21 protein-coding genes are annotated in these 19,653 nt (G+C 69.5%); 19 read left to right on the forward strand and 2 right to left on the reverse strand.

The features are described from left to right. Positions 1–20 precede the first annotated feature (20 nt). The 5 genes from BJ984_RS05160 (at position 21) to BJ984_RS05180 (ending at position 5,168) form a co-directional block, all read left to right on the forward strand. Complete coding sequence (locus tag BJ984_RS05160; RefSeq protein ID WP_179547120.1) at positions 21–914, forward strand: carbohydrate ABC transporter permease; 894 nt, start codon at positions 21–23, stop codon at positions 912–914. Further along, positions 911–1,750, forward strand: a complete 840-nt coding sequence (locus BJ984_RS05165; RefSeq protein WP_173182999.1) for a carbohydrate ABC transporter permease — start codon at positions 911–913, stop codon at positions 1,748–1,750. The genes BJ984_RS05160 and BJ984_RS05165 overlap by 4 nt, the downstream gene beginning before the upstream one ends. A gap of 61 nt (positions 1,751–1,811) precedes the next feature. After that, positions 1,812–2,879, forward strand: coding sequence for a LacI family DNA-binding transcriptional regulator (locus BJ984_RS05170; RefSeq protein ID WP_179547121.1), 1,068 nt, complete (start codon positions 1,812–1,814; stop codon positions 2,877–2,879). Further along, complete coding sequence (locus BJ984_RS05175; protein WP_179547122.1) at positions 2,872–3,834, forward strand: carbohydrate kinase family protein; 963 nt, start codon at positions 2,872–2,874, stop codon at positions 3,832–3,834. The genes BJ984_RS05170 and BJ984_RS05175 overlap by 8 nt, the downstream gene beginning before the upstream one ends. Then, positions 3,831–5,168 carry a NosD domain-containing protein gene (locus BJ984_RS05180; RefSeq protein ID WP_179547123.1) on the forward strand — a complete coding sequence of 446 codons (1,338 nt, stop codon included), beginning with the start codon at positions 3,831–3,833 and terminating at the stop codon, positions 5,166–5,168. The genes BJ984_RS05175 and BJ984_RS05180 overlap by 4 nt, the downstream gene beginning before the upstream one ends. Before the next feature lie 7 nt (positions 5,169–5,175). On the opposite strand, the gene BJ984_RS05185 is transcribed toward BJ984_RS05180, so the two are convergent. Further along, positions 5,176–5,733, reverse strand: coding sequence for a P-loop nucleotide/nucleoside kinase family protein (locus tag BJ984_RS05185; RefSeq protein WP_179547124.1), 558 nt, complete (start codon positions 5,731–5,733; stop codon positions 5,176–5,178). Next, positions 5,730–6,374 (reverse strand): bifunctional 4-hydroxy-2-oxoglutarate aldolase/2-dehydro-3-deoxy-phosphogluconate aldolase, encoded by a 645-nt coding sequence (locus tag BJ984_RS05190; RefSeq protein ID WP_179547125.1) that lies wholly within the window; start codon positions 6,372–6,374, stop codon positions 5,730–5,732. The genes BJ984_RS05185 and BJ984_RS05190 overlap by 4 nt, the downstream gene beginning before the upstream one ends. Before the next feature lie 41 nt (positions 6,375–6,415). Between BJ984_RS05190 and BJ984_RS05195 the strand changes: the two genes are divergently transcribed. The 14 genes from BJ984_RS05195 (at position 6,416) to BJ984_RS05265 (ending at position 19,623) form a co-directional block, all read left to right on the forward strand. Next, complete coding sequence (locus tag BJ984_RS05195; RefSeq protein ID WP_179547126.1) at positions 6,416–7,204, forward strand: DeoR/GlpR family DNA-binding transcription regulator; 789 nt, start codon at positions 6,416–6,418, stop codon at positions 7,202–7,204. 79 nt (positions 7,205–7,283) lie between these two features. After that, positions 7,284–8,549: an ABC transporter substrate-binding protein gene (locus BJ984_RS05200; protein ID WP_179547127.1), complete on the forward strand. Its 1,266-nt coding sequence runs from the start codon at positions 7,284–7,286 to the stop codon at positions 8,547–8,549. A 54-nt stretch (positions 8,550–8,603) separates the two neighbouring features. Further along, on the forward strand, positions 8,604–9,527 hold the full coding sequence (locus tag BJ984_RS05205) for a carbohydrate ABC transporter permease (protein ID WP_179547128.1): 924 nt from the start codon (positions 8,604–8,606) through the stop codon (positions 9,525–9,527). Further along, positions 9,524–10,384 carry a carbohydrate ABC transporter permease gene (locus BJ984_RS18565; RefSeq protein WP_179547129.1) on the forward strand — a complete coding sequence of 287 codons (861 nt, stop codon included), beginning with the start codon at positions 9,524–9,526 and terminating at the stop codon, positions 10,382–10,384. Before BJ984_RS05205 ends, BJ984_RS18565 begins: the two co-directional genes overlap by 4 nt. Then, positions 10,381–11,346, forward strand: coding sequence for a Gfo/Idh/MocA family protein (locus BJ984_RS05215; protein WP_179547130.1), 966 nt, complete (start codon positions 10,381–10,383; stop codon positions 11,344–11,346). Before BJ984_RS18565 ends, BJ984_RS05215 begins: the two co-directional genes overlap by 4 nt. Beyond that, positions 11,343–12,338 (forward strand): Gfo/Idh/MocA family protein, encoded by a 996-nt coding sequence (locus tag BJ984_RS05220; RefSeq protein ID WP_179547131.1) that lies wholly within the window; start codon positions 11,343–11,345, stop codon positions 12,336–12,338. The genes BJ984_RS05215 and BJ984_RS05220 overlap by 4 nt, the downstream gene beginning before the upstream one ends. Next, positions 12,319–13,308, forward strand: a complete 990-nt coding sequence (locus BJ984_RS05225) for a LacI family DNA-binding transcriptional regulator (protein ID WP_179547132.1) — start codon at positions 12,319–12,321, stop codon at positions 13,306–13,308. The genes BJ984_RS05220 and BJ984_RS05225 overlap by 20 nt, the downstream gene beginning before the upstream one ends. Then, on the forward strand, positions 13,305–13,865 hold the full coding sequence (locus tag BJ984_RS05230; RefSeq protein ID WP_271206407.1) for a VOC family protein: 561 nt from the start codon (positions 13,305–13,307) through the stop codon (positions 13,863–13,865). The genes BJ984_RS05225 and BJ984_RS05230 overlap by 4 nt, the downstream gene beginning before the upstream one ends. Further along, on the forward strand, positions 13,862–14,761 hold the full coding sequence (locus BJ984_RS05235) for a sugar phosphate isomerase/epimerase family protein (protein WP_179547133.1): 900 nt from the start codon (positions 13,862–13,864) through the stop codon (positions 14,759–14,761). Before BJ984_RS05230 ends, BJ984_RS05235 begins: the two co-directional genes overlap by 4 nt. Beyond that, positions 14,751–15,737, forward strand: a complete 987-nt coding sequence (locus tag BJ984_RS05240; RefSeq protein ID WP_179547134.1) for a Gfo/Idh/MocA family protein — start codon at positions 14,751–14,753, stop codon at positions 15,735–15,737. Before BJ984_RS05235 ends, BJ984_RS05240 begins: the two co-directional genes overlap by 11 nt. A 13-nt stretch (positions 15,738–15,750) precedes the next feature. Then, positions 15,751–16,503: an SDR family NAD(P)-dependent oxidoreductase gene (locus BJ984_RS05245; RefSeq protein WP_271206408.1), complete on the forward strand. Its 753-nt coding sequence runs from the start codon at positions 15,751–15,753 to the stop codon at positions 16,501–16,503. Positions 16,504–16,733: 230 nt separating this feature from the next. Beyond that, positions 16,734–17,333: a TetR/AcrR family transcriptional regulator gene (locus BJ984_RS05255; RefSeq protein ID WP_179547137.1), complete on the forward strand. Its 600-nt coding sequence runs from the start codon at positions 16,734–16,736 to the stop codon at positions 17,331–17,333. 62 nt (positions 17,334–17,395) lie between these two features. Next, entirely contained in the window at positions 17,396–18,493 is a 1,098-nt protein-coding gene (locus tag BJ984_RS05260; RefSeq protein WP_179547138.1) for a zinc-binding dehydrogenase, read from the forward strand. A 122-nt stretch (positions 18,494–18,615) separates the two neighbouring features. Next, positions 18,616–19,623, forward strand: coding sequence for an LLM class flavin-dependent oxidoreductase (locus BJ984_RS05265; protein ID WP_179547139.1), 1,008 nt, complete (start codon positions 18,616–18,618; stop codon positions 19,621–19,623). Positions 19,624–19,653 lie beyond the last annotated feature (30 nt).

Here is a 19,653-nt window from a genome sequence, read left to right on the forward strand (position 1 = left end):
CCCGACCCGAAAGTCTCCTCGTGCGTCTCACCGATCGCCGGTTCGCCTTCCTCCTGATGCTGCCGGCCACCGCCTTCCTCGCCGTCTTCGTGGCGTGGCCGCTCGTGCAGTTCGTCTCGGACTCGTTCTTCGAGATCAGCAAGTTCGCCGGCGGCCCGCGCACCTTCGTCGGCCTCGACAACTACGTCGAGGCGTTCACCTCGGGCGACTTCGGCAACGCCGCCTGGCGCACCGTGGTCTACACCGTCATCGTGGTGGTCTTCGAGTTCGTGCTCGGCCTCGCCGTCGCGCTGATGTTCACAGCCCTCGGCAACTCCTCGCGGGTGTTCCGCACGATCTTCCTCTACCCGCTGATGATCGCCCCGATCGTCGCGGGCCTGCTCTGGCGCTTCCTGCTGATCGACAACTTCGGCATCGTCAACCAGCTTCTGACGGATGCCCACATCCTCAGCGACCCGGGCCAGATCCAGTGGCTGAGCGACCCGAACATCGCCCTGTTCTCGGTCGCGATCCCCGACATCTGGCTGACGACGTCGTTCATCTCGCTCGTGCTGTTCGCGGGCCTGCAGAACATCCCCGGCGACGTGATCGAGGCGGCGAGGCTCGACGGGGCGCGCTACCCGACGATCCTGTTCCGCATCATCATCCCGCTGCTGAGGCCCGTGATCGCGGTGGCCCTGATCCTCCGCGGCATCGACGCGGCCCGCGCCTTCGACGTCATCCTGATCCAGACCAACGGCGGCCCTCAGCAGAGCACCGAGACGATGTCGCTGCTCGTCTACCGCACCATGGTTCGGTTCGGCGACCCGGGCCTCGCGAGTGCCATGGGCACCGTCTACCTCGTGGCCATGCTCGCGGTCTCGGTCGCGGCCATCCTGCTCATCTGGCGACCCGGAAGTGAGAACATCCGATGAACGGCCTCGAAACCACCCGAACGAGCTCCCGGGCCATCCTCTGGGTCGCCCTCGTGCTGCTCGTCGTGCTCTACGGCTTCCCCTTCCTCTACATGCTCTTCACCTCGTTCAAGACGCCGCTGGAGACCATCGCGGTACCCCCGACCGTGCTGCCCTCGAGCTGGACGATCGAGAACTACGCCTCGGCCATCGGCCGTGACGGAGTGGTCGCCTCGTTCGTGAACAGCGTCGTGACGGCCGTGCTCAGCACTGCCATCTCGCTGGTGCTGGCGCTGCCGGCGGCCTACGCCGTCACCCGCTTCCGCACCCGCTTCGGTCGCTTCTTCATCGTCGGGGCCCTCGTGATGCGCATGGTGCCGCCGATCGTGATCGGTGTGCCGATGATCGGCATCTTCCGCAGCCTCGGCATCTCCGACACCTCGTTCGCCCTGGCGATCGCCCACGCCACCATCTCGCTGCCGCTGTCGATCTGGCTGATGTCGAGCTTCTTCGAGGCCGTGCCCGAGGAGCTCGAGGAGGCGGCCAAGATCGACGGTGCGAGCCGGCTCGGCGCGCTCTGGCGGGTGGTGCTGCCGGTCACCGCGGGAGGGATCGCGGTCACCGCGATCTTCGCCTTCCTGGCGTCGTGGAACGAGTTCCTGTTCGCGCTGCTGCTCACCGCCACGCGCTCGCAGACGACACCCATCGTGATCGCGAACTTCCAGACCCAGTTCGGCCTCGACTGGGGCGCGATGACGGCACTCGCGGTGCTGTACTCGGTGCCGGTCATCCTGCTCGCCCTCGTGCTGCAGCGTCACATCGTCGCCGGACTGACCGCCGGGGCGGTGAAAGGGTGACCGACTCGGTGAGAATGGTCGCGAGCCGAATCGCCCGGCCTCGAGCATCCAAGGGGACACAGTGGCACGCAAAGCGGTAGGCATCAAGGACGTGGCCCGCGAGGCGGGGGTCTCGGTGACCACGGTCTCGCACATCCTGAACGACGTGGAGTTCGCGCGCGCGAGCGACGAGACCCGCGAGCGGGTGAAGTCGACGGCCGAGCGCCTGGGCTACGGCGCGAACCGCATCGCGCGGAGCCTGCGCCGCCAGCAGTCCGAGATGATCGGGCTGCTGAGCGAGGAGATCGCCACCACGCCGCACGCCGGCCGGATCATCCTCGGTGCGCAGGAGGCGGCCCGGAAGCGCGGCCTCACCCTCGTGCTCATCAACACCAGCCGCGACGAGCTCGACATCCAGCGCGACACGGATGCCCTGCTGCGCCAGCAGGTCGACGGAGTGCTCTACGCCACGATGTACCACCGCGAGATCGACCTCCCCCGCTCGCTGCGGTCGGTTCCGACGGTGCTGATCGACTCGACCTCGCAGGACGGAAGCGTGCCGTCGGTCGTCCCCGACGAGGAGGGCGGAGCGTACGTCGCCGTGAACGAGCTGATCGGGCACGGCCACCGGCGCATCGGCTTCGTCACCAACTCCGACGACGTCCCGGCGACCCGCGGCCGACTCGCGGGCTACCGGCGTGCGCTGGCCGAGGCGGAGGTGGAGTTCGACCCGCGACTCGTGGTCGCCGAGCAGTCCGAGACCCCCGGCGGGTACAAGGCCGCCCGCTCGGTGCTCGACCGCGACCGCGCCGACCGGCCGACCGCCCTGTTCTGCTACAACGACCGGATGGCCATGGGTGCCTACCGGGCCGCGGCGGAGCTCGGGCTCCGCATCCCCGCCGACCTCTCGATCGTCGGCTTCGACAACCAGGAACTGATCGCCGAAGGTCTCTACCCGGCCCTCACCACCGTCGCTCTGCCGCACTTCGAGATGGGCGAGTGGGCCCTCGGCGCCCTGGCCGAGCTGATGGTGGGCGACGCCGACTCCGCCGCGAAGGACAGCTACCAGCCCGCGGTGCTCTCCTGCCCGCTGGTGCGGCGCGACTCGGTCGCGGCACCCCGCCCGGCCGGAGGATCCGCCGGTGACTGAGCTGCTCGTCGTCGGCGAGGCGCTCGTCGACGTCGTGTCGACGCCCGTCGGGCGGCAGGAGCACCCGGGCGGCAGCCCGATGAACGTCGCCATCGGTCTCGCTCGGCTCGGAGCATCCGTCGCCCTGGCGACCCGCCTCGGCACGGATGCCCGGGGCCGGCTGGTCTCGCGCCACCTCGCCGACTCGGGCGTGCGTCTGGCGCCCGGCTCGCTCGACGAGGCGATCCGCACCTCGAGCGCGACCGCCACGATCGGGGCCGACGGCTCGGCGAGCTACGACTTCGACATCGCCTGGGACGTCTCCGACCTGCCCGCGACCGGCTTCGAGCTGGTGCACACCGGATCGATCGGGGCGCTCTTGGCGCCCGGAGCCGACGCGGTCGCCGCGTGCTTCGAGGCCGTCGACGAGGGAGTGCTCCGGTCGTTCGACCCCAACATCCGGCCGTCGGTGCTCGGCAGCCGCAGCGAAGTGCTCCCGCTCGTGGAGCGACTGGCCCGGGCGAGCACGGTGGTGAAGCTGAGCGACGAGGATGCGCGCTGGCTGCATCCCGAGCTCGATCCGCTCGGGGTGACCGCCCATTACGCGCGCCTCGGCGCGCAGATCGTCGTGGTGACGCGCGGCCCGGAGGGGAGCCTCCTGCGTGCCGGCGCCGAGACGGCCGCCATCTCGTCGCCGACCGTCGACGTCGCCGACACGATCGGTGCCGGCGACTCGTTCATGGCCGGGCTGCTGTTCGGCCTCACGACCTCGGTCGGCGCCGAGACGGTCGTCGGGCGAGCGGCGGCCTTCGACGACATCGTGCAGGCGGCCCGGTTCGCCGCCGCGTGCGCCGCGATCACGGTCGGCCGCCCCGGCGCCGACCTCCCGCGACGGCACGAGGTCGGCGTCCTGACGACAGCACCGGCACCGGCACCCGCACCGGCACCCGCACCCGCAGAGAGAGGCAGACGATGAGCAGCGCCAACCGCTACGACGTCACGACGTGGCCCGTCGGGGATCCCGCCCACGACATCGGGGAGGTGCTGAACAGCATCATCGCCGACGTCCACAGCCGCCAGTCGGCCTCGGTCGACTCCGACGGCGGCCGGCCCGGTGCGGTGATCGTCATCCCGCCGGGCGACTATCGGCTGCGCACCCAGGTCGTCATCGACCTCAGCTTCCTCAGGATCGAGGGGTCCGGCCACGGGTTCACCTCGTCGAGCATCCGCTTCAACGTGCCCGAGGAGGAGTGGACGGACCTCCACGAGCTGTGGCCGGGAGGCAGCCGCATCCTCGTCGACCTGTCCGTCGCCGCCGGGGCGAGCGAGCGCGAGGGGGCCGCCTTCGTGGTCTCGCGGAGCGGCAGCCCGCGGATCAGCTCGGTCGAGTTCGCCGGCTTCTGCATCGACGGGCTGCACTTCACGGGCGAGCGTTCGGGCCGGCATCCGGAGAACAGCTACTTCAACGGCAAGACGGGCATCTACGTCGAGAGCGCCAACGACTCGTTCCGCATCAGCGAGATGGGGTTCGTCTACCTCGAGCACGCACTCACGATCTGCAACGCGGATGCGCTGTCGATCCACGACAACTTCGTCGCCGAGTGCGGCAGCTGCATCGAGCTGCGCGGCTGGGGCCAGGCCTCGAAGATCACCGACAACCTGATCGGTGCCGGCCCCGACGGTTACTCGATCTACGCCGAGAACCACGGCGGGCTGCTGATCACGGCCAACAACGTCTTCCCGCGCGGGGCGAGCAGCGTGCACCTGGAGTCGGTGAGCCGCTCGAGCGTGACGGCCAACCGGCTGCACTCGTTCTACCCCGGGATGCTCGTGCTCGCCGGCGGCAGCTCGGAGAACCTCGTCGCCTCGAACCACCTGCTGCGCGACCACGAGCCGTGGACGCCGTTCCTCGGCGTCGACAACGGCCTCGACGACCTCTACGGCCTCGTGCGGGTGGAGGGCAGCGACAACTCGATCATCGGGAACCACGTCTCCGAGGTGATCGATTCGGCGAGCATCCGCCCCGCCGGTGCGCGGCCGGTCGTCATCCGTCTCGCTTCGGGCAGCGGCAACTACGTCGCCACGAACCATGTCGTGGCGCGGGGCGTGCACGCGTCGACGGGTGGTTCGGCCTTCGAGGCCCAGGTGGATGCGCTGCTGGCGACCTCGGCGGCGGAGACCCTGGCCGTCACGGCCGTCGCCGTCGACCCGGCCTCGACGCGGAACACGATCCTCGACAGCGGCACCGACGCCGAGGTGCAGGCCGACCGCGCGGTCAACGCGGTCCGCCCGACCCCGACCGTCGACTGACCCGAGCTCAGAGGCGCGCCACGACGTCCTCGATGTTGGGATGGAGGTCGTTGTTCAGGCGGAGTACGCGCACCCCGGTCCATGAGATCGTGAGGTCTCCCCATTTCGGCCAGAATGCGTCCCAGTCGGCGAGCTTGACCGTGTCGCGGGGGAGACCGCGCTCGGCGAGGCGGCGTCGCGTCGTCGTCTCGGACGCGGACACATGGAGCACGGTGTGGGGTAGAGCAGGCCAACCGGCCTTGTCCGCGGCCTCGGTGAAGAAGGCGGGCTGGTCGAGATAGGCGGCGAACGGCGCGTCGATGACGACGGAGCGACCGAGTCTCAAGTTGTCGTTCGCCACGGCGAACAACGCGGCGTACTCGGCGGGCATCACGTGCTCGAGGTAGTACGCGTTCGACTCCCGCTCGTCGCCCGGCTGCCCGTTGGCGGCGAGCGCTGCTTCCACGAGCGGCCCGGCGAGAGCGTCCTTGTCGAGGTAGACCGCTCTCGTGCGCCGGGCGAGGCGGCGGGCGACGGTGGACTTGCCCGAGCCGGCACCGCCGACCACCGCGAGTGCGAAGGTCATCGCTGTCGGGCTCCGCGGACAGCGGTCAGGAAGTCGGCGGCCGCCGTCGTGACGCGGGAGTAGTCGCCGTCGGGCCTGGCGGCCTTGGTGATGGTGCTGCCCACGCCGACGGCTGCGACTCCGGCGTCGAACCAGGTCTTGGCGTTGGCGGCGGAGACCCCTCCCGCCGGCATCAGGGCGACGTGGGCCAGCGGTGCGAGGACGGCCCTGGCGTACTCGGGGCCGATCTCGGCGGGGAAGAGCTTCACGATGTCGGCGCCCTCCTCGATCGATTCGACGATCTCGGTCGGAGTGTACGCGCCGCTGATCGTCGGCACCTGGTGCCTGTTGGCGGTGCGGATCATCTCTCGGCTGAGGTGGGGGCTGACCAGGAACGAGGCTCCTGCCGAGATGGACGCGTAGGCGCTCGGACCGTCGAGCACGGTGCCGGCGCCGATCGACGCGGCCGATCCGTGGGTCTCGACCAGGCGCTCGATCACGCGGAGTGCTCCCGGGGTGGAGAGGGTGATCTCGATGGCGCGAATGCCTCCGGCGATGGCCGCGTCAGCGGCTCGGTAGGCCTCGTCGGCGTCGTCGAGGCGAACGATGACGATGGTTCCGTCCTCGATGATGTGATTGAGGGTGACGAGTTTGTGCAGCATGCTCGCTAAACTACAACAAAGTGCGACAGAAAGCGACAAAGATGATCACATCGTCCGCTCTGCTGGCCGGGGACCGCCAGGCGCGCATCCGCGCTCAGATCGCCGATCGGGGTTCGGTGCGCTCGGCCGAGCTCGCCGCGGAGCTCGGAGTCTCGATCGTCACCATCCGGCGCGATCTGGCCGACCTGCGGAAAGCCGGCGAGGTCGAGCTCGTCTACGGTGGAGCCCGCTCGGCGGGCGGGCGTGTACCGCCACCCGATCGTCGGGAGCGCACCGGGGTCGAGGTCGAAGCGAAAGCAGCGATCGCGCGGGCGGCGGCAGGTCTGCTGAAGGCGGGTGACACGGTGTATCTCGACTCGGGGACGACCTGCGCGGCCATGGTGCCGTATCTGGCAGCCGTCGACGGCCTGACGGTGGTCACCAACGACCTCACGACGGCGGTCGAGCTCACCGGCGCCGCTCCCGAGGTCTCGGTGATCATGGCGCCGGGCGTCATCGACCCCGCGACGCTCTCGACGGTCGGCGAACTCCTCCCGCCCGTGCTGGCGAACTTCGTCTTCGACGTCGTCTTCGTCAGCGCCAGTGCCTGGCAGCCCGGGGTAGGAGCCACCACGGGCGACCTCAGCTATGCCGCGGTGAAGAGAGCGGTGATCGAGCGGGCCAAAGCGTCGTATCTCCTGGTCGACGCCAGCAAATTCGGCGTGGCCGAGCCGCACGTCGTGCAGCGGTTGCAGGATTTCGATGCCGTCGTGACCGACGAGTCCCTCTCGGCCGAGCACCGTCGAGAGCTCGACCAGTGCGGTGTCGAACTGGTCGCGGCGTCCGCCTGAGATGACTCTTGACACTCGACGGTGGCTCGGTTAGCTTTTCTGCAACCGATCTCAGCAACCGATCTCATTGGAGAGATACATGATCAACAAGCGATGGGGCTTGACGCTGGCCAGCCTGACCATGGCCGGTCTCCTGCTCGCCGGGTGCTCCGCATCCTCCGACTCCGGATCCGCAGACTCTGCCGGACCGGTCACTCTCACCTACTGGGACTTCCTCGACCCGAGCCAGGACAACCCGCGCTCGAACGCTCTGAAGGAGAACATCGCGAACTTCGAGGCGGCGAACCCCGACATCACGGTCGACCTGTCGGTCGTATCACTCGGTGACATGCTCAACCGCCTGCCCCAGGCGGCGGCCGCCGGGCAGGCTCCCGATGTCTTCAAGATGTTCACCCCGACCGTGCCGCAGATGGCGGCGGCCGGAGCGTACGAGCCTCTGCCGGAGGCGGCGACGGAGATCAGCGACTGGCTGCGTCCGACCGACGCGCTGATGGGGCGCGATGGTAAGCAGGTCGCCGTTCCCTACGAGTACCGCACCTGCGCCCTCTACTACAACCAGAAGATCCTCGACCAGATCGGCGCTCCCGTGCCGACGACCTACGACGAGGTCATCGACGTGGCGGGCAAAGCCGCCGCCGCGGGCTTCACCGGGTTCGGGACCGGCTTCTCCGACACGGACAACTCGGCGATCATCAGCACCTTCTTCGACTGCTTCATGAGCCAGGTCGAGCAGGAGATCTGGAACGGCGACGGCGACCCCGACTTCGCCACCAAGAAGGGCGAGGAGTTCGGTCAGTTCCTGGCCGACCTCCGCGATGCCGGAGGGCTCGGGAGCAGCGTCGTGTCCGACAGCTACTCCACCGTCACCGACGGCCTCACCAACGGCACCGTCGCCATGGCCGTGCTCGGCAGCGAGCGGGTCGTCACCCTCACGAAGGCCAATCCCGACGTGAAGTGGTCGGCTCTGCCCACCGCCTCGACGGGAGACTCCACCGGAGCGACCATCGGCTGGACGCTCGGCATGGGTGCCGGCACGAAGCACGCCGACGCGGCCTGGAAGTTCATCGACTACATGACCGGAGCGGAGGCAGGAGCCGTGATGGCGACCGGTGGCGAGGTGCCCACGCGTTCGTCCACCTACGAGCAGCCGTACTTCTCCACGCCCGAGGCGGAGACCGTGAACGCGGTCGCGGACTACGTCGAGAAGAACAGCAAGCCGCACGCCTACTCAGATGACTGGATCTCCATCGCGACGGGGCTCTCCTCGGCCGGACAGGAGCTCTACCTGAACGGGCTCAGCGGCAGCGAGTTCATCCAGTCCGCACAGGACTCCGCCAGCAAGTAGCTCGATCGACAATCCGGGGGGCCCGACCAGGGTCCCCCGGGGAAACGAGTCGTCATGACCCTCACCAGTGCGCCTGTCCTGCAGACCCCCACTCCCGTGGGAGAACGCACCTTCCGCCGCCCCCGCCGAGACCGCAGGGTGTGGCTCTACGTCATCCCGGTCGTCGCAGTCTTCCTCTTCGTGTTCGTCGGCCCGCTGTTCTACACCGCGTGGACCGCGCTGCACGAGACGAACTACTACCAGATCGGCGAGTTCTCCGGTCTCAGCTCGTTCAGCAACCTCTTCGCCGACCCCGACCTGCTGGGGCAGATCGGCACCACTCTCGTCTTCTCCCTCGGAGCGCTCGTCATCGCGCTGCCGGCGGGCCTCCTCTCGGCCATCGTGCTGAACAACCTGCACCGCTTCAAGCGCACCGTCCGCAGCCTGTTCCTGCTGCCGTGGCTGATGTCCCAGGCGACGGCCGGAACGATCTGGCTCTGGTTCCTCAACCCGAACTTCGGTCCGGCATCCGCCATCACCAAGGCGCTCGGGTTCGGCCCCACCGATGTCTTCTCGACACCATCCGCAGCCCTCGTCGCGGTCACCCTGATCACGGCCTGGTGGTCGTATCCGCAGGCGATGCTCCTGTTCCTCGGAGCTTTGCAGACCATCCCCGTGGAACTCCGCGAGAGCCTCACCATGGACGGCGGCGGCATCTGGCGCGGCTTCGTCAGCATCACACTGCCCTACCTCCGCAACACGATCGTCTCGGTCGTGGTGGTGCTGCTCATGCTCTACGTGCAGATGATCACCATCATCCTCGTCACCACCCGCGGTGGCCCGCTCGGGGCGACCGAGACCCTCTCCATGCGGGTCTACAACCAGACCTTCAACGACTTCGACCTGTCGGGAGCCTCGGCGACCGCGCTCCTCCTGTTCGCGATCAACGCCCTCCTGACCCTGGTCGCCATCCGGTTCCGACGTAAGGAAGCCCTGTGACCGCCGCACCTGTCAGCCGCCGCCATCGCGCCGGCAAGGCACTCCGCAACGTCCCCGCCTGGATCTACATCGTGCTGTCGGCCGCGATCGTGCTGCCGCCCGTGGCCTGGATCCTCTCGACCTCGCTGAAGCCCGAGGCCGACACGATCCAGTTCCCACCCGAGTGGATCCCGAGCCCGGTGACCTTCGACGCCTTCACCGGGCTGTTCACCTCCACGAACATCCGCTTCTTCGTCAACTCGCTGATCTACGCCGGCGGCTCGATCGTGCTCGCGCTGATCATCTGCATCCCGGCCGCCTACGTGGCCACCCGCCATCACAGCCGCCGCATGGAGACCCTCATGACGGGCATCCTGGTGCTGTCGATGGTGCCGGCGATCGTGGTGTTCATCGCGCTCTACTCGATGTTCGTCAAGACCGCCTTCATCAACACCTATCCCATGCTGATCGTGGTCTACACCGCGATCATCTGCGGCCAGACCATCCTGTTCCTGCGGAACTTCATCGAGAACATCCCCGTCGAGATCGAAGAGGCCGCTGCGATCGACGGATGCTCGCGATTCCAGATCCTCTGGCGCATCGTCCTCCCCCTGATCCGGCCCGGAATCGCCGCCATCGCGATCTTCATCTTCGTCTTCGTCTGGAACGACTTCCTCGTCGGCACCGTGCTCGCCACGACCGAGGACATGAAGACGGTGCAGAACGGCATCGTCCGCTACGTCACGACCGGGTTCGGCAACTTCTGGGCCCTCTTCTCCGCCTTCGTGATCGTCGCGTTCATCCCGGTGCTCGCCATCTTCGCCGCCTTCCAGCGCTGGTTCATCGCCGGCCTCACCTCAGGTGGGGTGAAGGGATGACCGGGGAGCAGCAGACCAGGGTCGCCGTCATCGGCGCTGCCGGGTGGGCGGGCAGTCGTCACGTCGCCGCCTTTCACCAGCTGGGAGCAGATGTCACCGCACTGATCGATCCGTCGCCCCGAACGCAGGAGCTCGCGACGTCGGTCGGGGCCGAGGTGCTCGGCTCGGCCGAGGAGTTGAGCCCGGACTCCGTGGACCTCGTCGTCGTGTCGCTGCCGAGCAGCTTCCAGCCCGAGGCGGCGGCCGGCCTGCTCCGTCGGGGCTTCCGAGTGCTCGTCGAGAAGCCGATCGGCTCGTCCTCCGACAATGCGGCCGTGCTGGAGGGCATCGAAGGCATCGACGAGACCCTGATGGTCGGGTACACCCTGCATCAGCACCCGGCGGCGCGCGAGCTCGCCGAGTGGATCTCGGCCTCGCACGTCATCGGCGTCAGCGTGCGATCCGCAGCCCGGAAGCTCAGCCTCGACTCGTGGCGGGTGGCTCCCGACGAGGGCGGTGTCGCGGTCGTCAACGGAATCCACGCGATCGAATTCGTCTCGTCGCTCTTCCCGGGCGACGCCGAGGTCATCAGCAGCCACGCCAGCGATGGACTGCACGGAGCCGCTGTGCCGGACTACGCGGCGGCCACCGTGGCGTTCGACGGCGGACCGCTGTTCCGGTTCGAGAGCTACTGGAACCCGTGGAATCACAGCTCCGGACTGAACCGCGACGACTGGTCACTGGAGATCGACGTCGTCGCGCACGAGGGTCGTCGGGTCTGGAGCAATTGGGAGATCCACGCCTGGGACCGGCTGGGGTCGGAGACCGTCCGGCATCTGCCCGAGGTCGACCTGTTCCTCGCCCAGGCCGCGGACGCTCTCCGCTTCGCCGAGGGTCAGGCGCCGACCGTCGGCTACCGGCAGGCGCTGCGCGCCACCCGGTTGGCCGACGAGATCATCGCGCGGGCGGGGGCGCTCGGATGATCCGCGCGCGCACGCTCGTCATCGGGCCCACCCATTGGCACGTTCCGCTGTATACCGACCGCATCGCCACACGGCATGAGGTGATCGGTGTGAGCGACCTGGACCAGGCCGGTGCTGCACCGTTCGCGGAGAGGTGGGGAGCGCCACTCGTGGGGAGCTGGGAGCAGCTCCTCGACGAGCATCCGGATGCCGAGCTGGCTTACGTCTTCGCTCCGCACGACACCATGCGGGACATCTGCCTGGCCCTGATCGACCGCCGCATCCCCTTCGTCGTCGAGAAGCCGGCGGGGATCTCGCTCGAGCAGCTGCGGGAGATCCGCGACGCCGCCGAGATCGCCCACGTGCCGATCGCCGTGCCGCTCGTGCAGCGGGGCGGCCCGACCGAGCGGTGGCTCGAGCAGGCGGGCCGCGCGGTCTACGAGAGCTCGCAGTTCATCGCCGGCCCTCCCGACCGCTACCTCGTCAACGGCAGCCCCTGGATGGTCGACCGGGCGAGGGCGGGTGGGGGCTGCGCCGTGAACCTGGCGCCTCACTTCGTCGACCTGTTCCTGCGGGCCGGCGGATCGACCGTCGCCCACGTGACGGCCGCGATGTCGTCGGCGCTGCACGGCCGCGGAGTCGAGGACTTCGCCTCCCTCGTCCTCACCACCGCCGACGGGCGGGTTGCCACGATCGAGGTCGGCTACGCCTTCCCGGGTTCGCCGCTCAAGCGGCACTGCTCCTTCCTGCGGATCGGCGCTGCCGGCACCGCGACGATCTGGGCCGACGGCCGCGCGAGTTTCACCACCGCCGACGGAGTCACCACGACAGCCGAGCTCGACGTCGACAGCGACCCGCTCTACGGCCCGTTCGTCGACGCCGTCGCCGACACTCTCGCGGACGGCTTCACGGGGCTTCCCGGGATCGAGGATCTGGAGGCCACCATGGCGGTCATCTGGGACGCTTATGCACATGCAGCACGAGGGGGATCCGATGTCCATACCGAGCATTGACGAGGTCGCGGCGGCGGCCGGCGTGCACAAGTCGACGGTGTCCCGCGCCTTCTCCCGCCCCGAAGCGGTGAAGAAGCAGACCCGCGACCACGTGCTGCAGGTCGCCGCCTCGATGGGGTACACGATGAGCCCCCTCGCGCAGGCCCTGCGCACCAAGACGAGCACCCTCGTGCCGCTGATCGTGCCCGACATCACCAACCCGTTCTTCGCCGAGCTCGCGCAGGCCATGACCGCGGCGGCGGGGAAGCGCGGCTACCAGCTCGTGCTGGGCATCGATGATCACGGGGGCGCCACCGGTGGCTACTTGCAGGCGATGCAGTCGATGTACGCGCCCTTCGCCATCATCGCCCCGTTCAGCCGGATCGATCCCGCCGACTACGAGCGGTTCGGCTTCGGCAGCCGGCTGGTCGTGATGGACAGGATCGAGTCGGAGCACCAGGTGTCCACCGTCACGGTCGACAGCGGTGTGGGCATCCGTCTGGCCTTCGATCACCTGGTCGAGCTCGGGCACACCTCGATCGCCTACGTCTCGGGCATCGCCGGCACGCACACCGCCGCCGACCGCCGAGCCGCCTACCTCGAGCTGGCCGAGAGCCACGACATGGCGCCGGTCGAGTTCGACAGCGGCATCGGTGCAGAGGCCGGCGAGCACGGTGCCGAGAGCCTGATGGCGATGGCCGACCGGCCGACCGCCGTGATCGCCGCGAACGATCTCGTGGCGTTCGGCCTGATCAGTGCCCTCGGTGCGCGCGGGGTGCGGGTGCCCGATGACGTCTCCGTCGTCGGGTTCGACGGTCTGCCACTCGGGGCCCGCAGCAACCCGCCGCTCACCTCGGTGCAGCAGCCCATCGCCGAGATGGCACGCATCGCGGTCGAGCTGGCCGAGCATGCCGCCGAGGACGGGCGGGTCGAGCACGTGGTGCTCGAGCCGAGCCTGCTGGTGCGCTCGTCGACGGGACCGGCGCTGTGAGCGAGCTGCGGATGCCCGGGCTGCAGTACGTCGACCATGCCGCCTACACCGTGCCCGATCTCGATGAAGCGGTGCGCTTCTTCGTCGACGTGCTCGGCGCCGAAGAACTCTACCGATCCCGCCGGGGCCCCGACGAGCACTTCATGCCGGCGAACTTCGACGTTCCCGCCGACGCGGTGCTCGAGCTGTCGATGCTCCGGATGCCGCCGAACCTGAACATCGAGCTGTTCGAGTGGGCCACCGGTGATCGTCGCACCGAGCATCCGCGTCACAGCGACCGCGGCGGCCACCACCTGTGCTTCGTGGTCGAGGACGTCGACGCCGCGGCCGCGCACCTCGCCGGTGTTCCCGGAGTGCGGATGCTCGGCGAACGCAAGGAGGTCGCCGGCGACAGCCCCGCGGTCGCCGGCAACCGCTGGACCTATTTCGTCACGCCCTGGGGGCTGCTGATGGAACTCGTGGACCGGTCGCGCGTCGCCGATCCGCCCCCGCTGGTCGGACCGGCGGACTGGACCCGCCCGACAGAAAAGCCTCCAGAGAAGAGTGAGACCTCATGATCATCGCCGGACACACCCTCGGCACCCCGGGCCGCGACCTCGCCGAGGCCCTGAGCCTCTTCAAGGAGGCCGGGCTCGACGCCGCCGAAGTCATCTACCAGGAGGGCTACCCCGCCGCCATCGACCCGGCCGACCCGGGCAGTGCTCGGTCGGCCGTCGCGGCTGCTTCTGCTGCGGGTCTGCCGATCGTGGCCCTCACCCCGTACACCACCGCCATCAACAGCCTCGATCAGGGCGAATGGCAGGCCGGTGTCGACGAGTTCCGGGCCTGCATCGAGGCCGCGCAGCAGGTGGGCGCGAAGCGGGTGCGGGTCTATGCGGGTTCGTGGCACCCCGGCGATGCCGATGAGGCCGCGCGGTGGCTGAGGCTGGCGGCAGCACTCGAGACCCTCTCCGTCGACGCGGTGCACGCCGGTGTCGTGCTCTGCGTCGAGAACCACTTCGGCACGATGACTCAGACGGCGGCTGACACCGCGCGCCTGGTGAGGCAGATCGATGCGCCGTCCGTGCGGGTGCTCTATGACCAGGCGAATCTCACGTTCACTCACGACGAGGAGTGGAGGGCGGCCTTCGCAGTGCAGGGTGACCTGATCAGCCATGTCCACGTGAAGGACCTCGTGTTCAAGGACCCGGATGCTCCGTTCCGGGCATCCGACACCGCTCGCGTCAAGGCGGAGGAGCGGGCGGTCCGGTCACGGGTGGTGGGGGAGGGTGTGGTGCCCTGGGCCGAGATCGTGGGCGAGCTCGTGCGACGCGGGTACGACGACGTGCTCACGCTCGAGTACGAGTACCGCTGGCACCCTCAGGACCTCCCGGATCCTGAGATCGGATTCGCCCAGTCGGCGGCGGCGCTGCGCACCATCCTCGACTCGACGGTCGTAGCGAATGAGTACTGAACGGCTGCGCGTCGGGGTCGCCGGCGCCGGGAACATCGCGACCATCGCCCAGCTGCCCACCTTGGTCGCCCGGGATGACATCGAGCTGACCGCTCTCGTCACCCGCCGTGACGACCCCCAGCCGCTGATGCGGCGGTGGGGGTTCCGCAGCGCCTACCCGGCCGTCGAAGCGATGCTCGAGGCCGAGAACCTGGACGCGTTGTTCGTCCTGACTCCCCGCTCGGAGCATCTGGCCTCGACCCGGTCTGCGCTCGAAGCCGGGGTCGACGTCTTCTGCGAGAAGCCACTGGCCACCAGAGCCGAGGACGCCCAGGAGCTCGCCGAGCTCGCGGACCGCAGCGGCCGCATCCTCATGGTGGGCTTCAATCGCCGCTTCGCGCCTGTGTACGAAGCGGGACGGGCCGCCTTCGGTGAGAGCGGCGCGAGTTTCTGCGTCGCTCAGAAGAACCGCGCCGGGTCGGAATACCGGGCGACGTTCGAGAACGCCATCCACATGGTCGACCTCCTCCGCTGGTACTGCGGCGGCGAGCCCGTCGACGTGACGGCGCACGCCGCCGGTGACGACCCCTGGCAGGAGGACGGGCTGAGCGCCCTCGTCCGCTTCGACAACGGGCACACCGGTGTGCTGATGGCCGCTCGCAACGCCGGAGGCTGGAGTGAGAAGCTCGACGCCTACGGCGACGAGGTCACCGCTGCCGTCACGGCCCCGGACCGGGTGGCCGTCACCCGCGACGGTGCCACGACCGTGCGCGACATGTCGCCCGAAGCGTTCGGCTGGGCGACCGCGACCCAGACCTTCGGCTTCGCCGGAGCCGTGCACCACTTCCTCGACCGGGTGCGGGACCGCCGGGAACCCCTCACCTCGGGTGCCGAGGCCGCGAGGACCCAGCTGCTGCTGGACCGCATCCTCGCCGCAGCCGGTCTGCCGACCGAGGAGCAGCCAGGCCGGACTTGGGCGAGTTATGCCAAGAAGTGAGAAGGAGCAGACCGTGAAGGACCAGATCGTCGTCGTCACCGGATCCAACGGCGGCATCGGCGCCGCGATGGTCGAGGCCTACCTGCGCGCCGGCGCCACCGTCATCGGCGCCGATCGCGGTGACGAGGGCGTCGACGGCCTCGCCGCCTACTACCCGCTCGACGTCACCGAGGAGGCGGGGGTGGTCTCGGCCGTCGCCGACATCGTCGCGACGCACGGGCGCATCGACGCCCTCGTGCACGCCGCGGGCGTGCTCGGCGAGACCCCGGACCCGATGCGGACGAGCACCGCAGAGTTCGAGCGGATCATGTCGATCAACGCGACCGGCACCTTCACGATCGTGCGGGAGACAGCGCAGTCCATGCTGGACACGGGCGCCGCCGGCACGCTGCTGCTGTTCTCCTCGGTCGCGGCGAAGGAGGGGCGGCGCACCTACCTGCCCTACAACGCCAGCAAGATCGCCGTGCTCCACATCATGTGGTCGATGGCCCAGATCCTCGGCCCCTCCGGCATATCCGTCAATGCGATCACGCCCGGCCCTGTCGAGACGAACATGTGGACCCAGCTCGCCGACGCTGCGGGCACCGCGGTCGACTCGGCCGCCCGGGCGCGGGCGGAACGTGCGGCCCAGCTGCCGATGCAGCGCTTCGCTCAGCCTGACGAGGTCGCCCGTGCGGCGCTGTTCCTGACAGACCCGGCGAACCGGTACATCACCGGCGTCAGCCTCGACGTGGCGGGCGGGGCGCACCTCGGCATGGGCTCATAGCCTCCCGGGCTTCTCCATCGGCGGCCTCCTCCAGAACCGCCACGTCATGCCCCCGCTCACCCGCATGCGTGCGAGCGGATCGGGGGTGCCGGGGCAGATCATGGCCGAGCACAACGCGCAGCGCGCATGCAGGCCCGGCGTCAGCTCGCGCGTTCGACCGACGACGTCGTCTCCCCCTCTTAGACCACAGATTCTGTACACCTGTCCAGAACAGGCGTAGGGTCGAGGGCATGAGCGCTGCCGCCGGGTCGAACGAAGAGCTGCGGCGCGGCCTGCAGGAGTCGCTCGACCCCCGGGTCGCCCGCACCCGCACAGGCATCGCGGCGGCGGTGCACCAGCTCTCCGACGCCGGAGGGGAGCTGAGCGTGGCCGCCATCGCGCGCGCCGCCGGCATCAGCCGGGCCAGCTTCTACGCGCACTACGCGAGTCTCGACGAGCTCGCCGACACCCTCCGGCGCGACGCCTTCCTCGCCATCGCCGACCTCTACCAGAACGACGAGCGGCCCGACGCGATGCGCGCCTCGCAGGATCGCCTGGTCGCCCACTTCGCCGGCAACCGCGCGCTGTACGCGGCGGTCGGCGCGCTGCCGGTCACCAAGGAGGGCTACCTCGCGGGCGTGCGCGCCATGGCGGCGGTGATCGAGGAGGCGCTGCTCGAGCATCCGGCCCGCCCCGCGGAGCTCGCCCCCGAGCCCACCGCCCGCTACATCGTCGGCGCCGCGTACGGGCTGCTCGACGCCTGGATCGCCGGCGAGATCGTGCTCGAGGAGGAGGCGCTGGCCGACCATCTGACCCGCCTCCTGCCGAGCTGGTTCAGCGGCATCCGCTGACCCGAACCCGAAGAACGGGGGCGACTCCGAGAGCCGAGCCCCACCCGAAGAGAGGAACACCCATGAAGGCCACCCTGGTACGCGAGATCGGTGCAGGATTCGTCACCGAGGACGTCGAGCTCGCCGATCCGATCGGCCGGGAGGTGCTCGTCGACGTGAAGGCCTCCGGGCTCTGCCACACCGACCTCACCTATTCGCGCAACGACCTCGGCAGCCCGCTGCCCATGCTCCTCGGCCACGAGGTCGCCGGCGTCGTCGCCGCAGTCGGCCCCGGTGTCACCGAGTTCGCCGTGGGCGACCACGTCGTCGGCTGCCTGGTGCAGTCGTGCGGAAAATGCGAGGCCTGCCTCACCGGCCGCACCTTCCAGTGCGAGCATCCCGAGGCCACGCTGCGCACGGGCGACGAGCCCGCCCGCGTCAGCGACTCGCACGGCCACCGGGTCGAGCAGGTCTTCGGCCTCGGCGGCTTCGCGCAGCAGGCGCTGATCCACGAGAACCAGCTGGTCAAGGTCAGCGACGCCATCCCGTTCGCCCAGGCGGCGCTGCTCGGCTGCGGCGTGGTCACGGGCGCCGGCGCGGTCATCAACACCTCGAACACCCAGGCCGGCGATTCCGTCGTGATCATCGGCGCGGGCGGCGTGGGCCTCAACGCGATCAACGGTGCCGTCGTCGCCGGAGCCACGACGATCATCGCGGTCGACGTGGCCGACGACAAGCTCGAGAAGGCGAAGCGCTTCGGCGCGACCCACACCATCAACTCCACGAAGACGGATGCGGTGGCCGAGGTCATGGCCATCACCGGCCGGGGTGCGGATGCGGCCTTCGACTTCGTCGGCATCCCCGCCGTCACCGCCTCCGGTCTCGAGATGGTCCGCCCGGGCGGCGGTCTCTACCTGATCGGCATCATCGACCCGTCGGCGACGCTGCCGCTGCTGACGATCGGGCTGATCGGAGCGCAGAAGCGCATCCAGGGCGTGTACATGGGGTCGACGACGCCGAAGCACGACATCCCGCTCTACGCCGAGCTGTACCTGCAGGGGCGCTTCAACCTCGACGACCTGATGTCGCGCGAGATCGCGCTCGATGGCGTCGAGGCGGGGTACGAGCTGCTGAGGGATCCCGAGGTGACGCGGGTGGTGATCACCTCCGGGCTGAGCTGAGCGTCGCTCGGCCGAGGCGGGGCGAGGCGGGGCGGGCCGAGGCGGGGCGAGGCGGGGCGAGGCGGGGCGAGCTGGTCGGTCGAGTCGGGAAGGGTGCGCCGCCCGCCGGCGTTGACCCTGACATGACCGTTCCCCTCTCGATCCTCGACCTCGCCCCGATCGCACCCGGCGAGACCGCGCGCGACAGCTTCGCCGCCTCCGTCGCGCTCGCCCAGCAGGCCGAGACGAGCGGCTACCGGCGGGTCTGGTACGCCGAGCACCACAACATGGAGTCGATCGCGTCGAGCGCGACCGCGGTGCTGATCGCGCACGTGGCCTCGCAGACGTCGACGATCCGGCTCGGGGCCGGCGGCGTGATGCTGCCGAACCACGCGCCGCTGACGATCGCCGAGCAGTTCGGCACGCTCGAGGCGCTGCACCCCGGGCGCATCGACCTGGGGCTCGGGCGGGCACCCGGCAGCGACCAGGCGACCTTCCGGGCGCTCCGCCGCGACCCGGCCTCGTCGGAGCGGTTCCCTGAGGACGTGCTCGAGCTGCAAGGCTTCCTCGCCGGCGAGTCGCGCGTGCCCGGCGTGGGCGCCACACCGGGTGCCGGCTCGCGGGTGCCGCTGTACATCCTGGGCTCGTCGCTGTTCGGCGCCCGGCTCGCCGCCGCCTACGGGCTCCCCTACGCCTTCGCGTCGCACTTCGCTCCGGATGCTCTGCACGACGCCGTGGCGACCTACCGACGTGAATTCACCCCCTCCGAGCAGCTCGACCGGCCGCACGTCATCGCCGGGGTGAACGCGATCGCGGCCGACGACCGTGACGACGCCGAGCAGCAGTTCGCGCGCATGAAGCGTGCCCGGCTGATGATGCTGCTGCGCCAGAGCGGCCGCATCTCGCTCGAGCGGCAGTTCGGCGACGACGAGCTCGACTACCTGCTGACCACCCCGGCCGGTGCGCACGTCGCCACCATGACGACCTACACCGGCATCGGCACGGGTGCCGAGGTCGCCGACTACGTCGAGGACTTCGCGCGCGCGGCCGACGTCGACGAAGTGATCGTGGCGCACGCCTCCCTGGCGACGGACGCGCGGGTGCGCTCGGTCGAGCTGCTCGCCGACGCGCACGCCCGCGTCGCCGCCTAGGGCGGCCGGGCCGCCGGCTCAGCCTGAGAC

The organism is Herbiconiux flava, assembly GCF_013409865.1.
Taxonomy (GTDB): domain Bacteria; phylum Actinomycetota; class Actinomycetes; order Actinomycetales; family Microbacteriaceae; genus Herbiconiux; species Herbiconiux flava.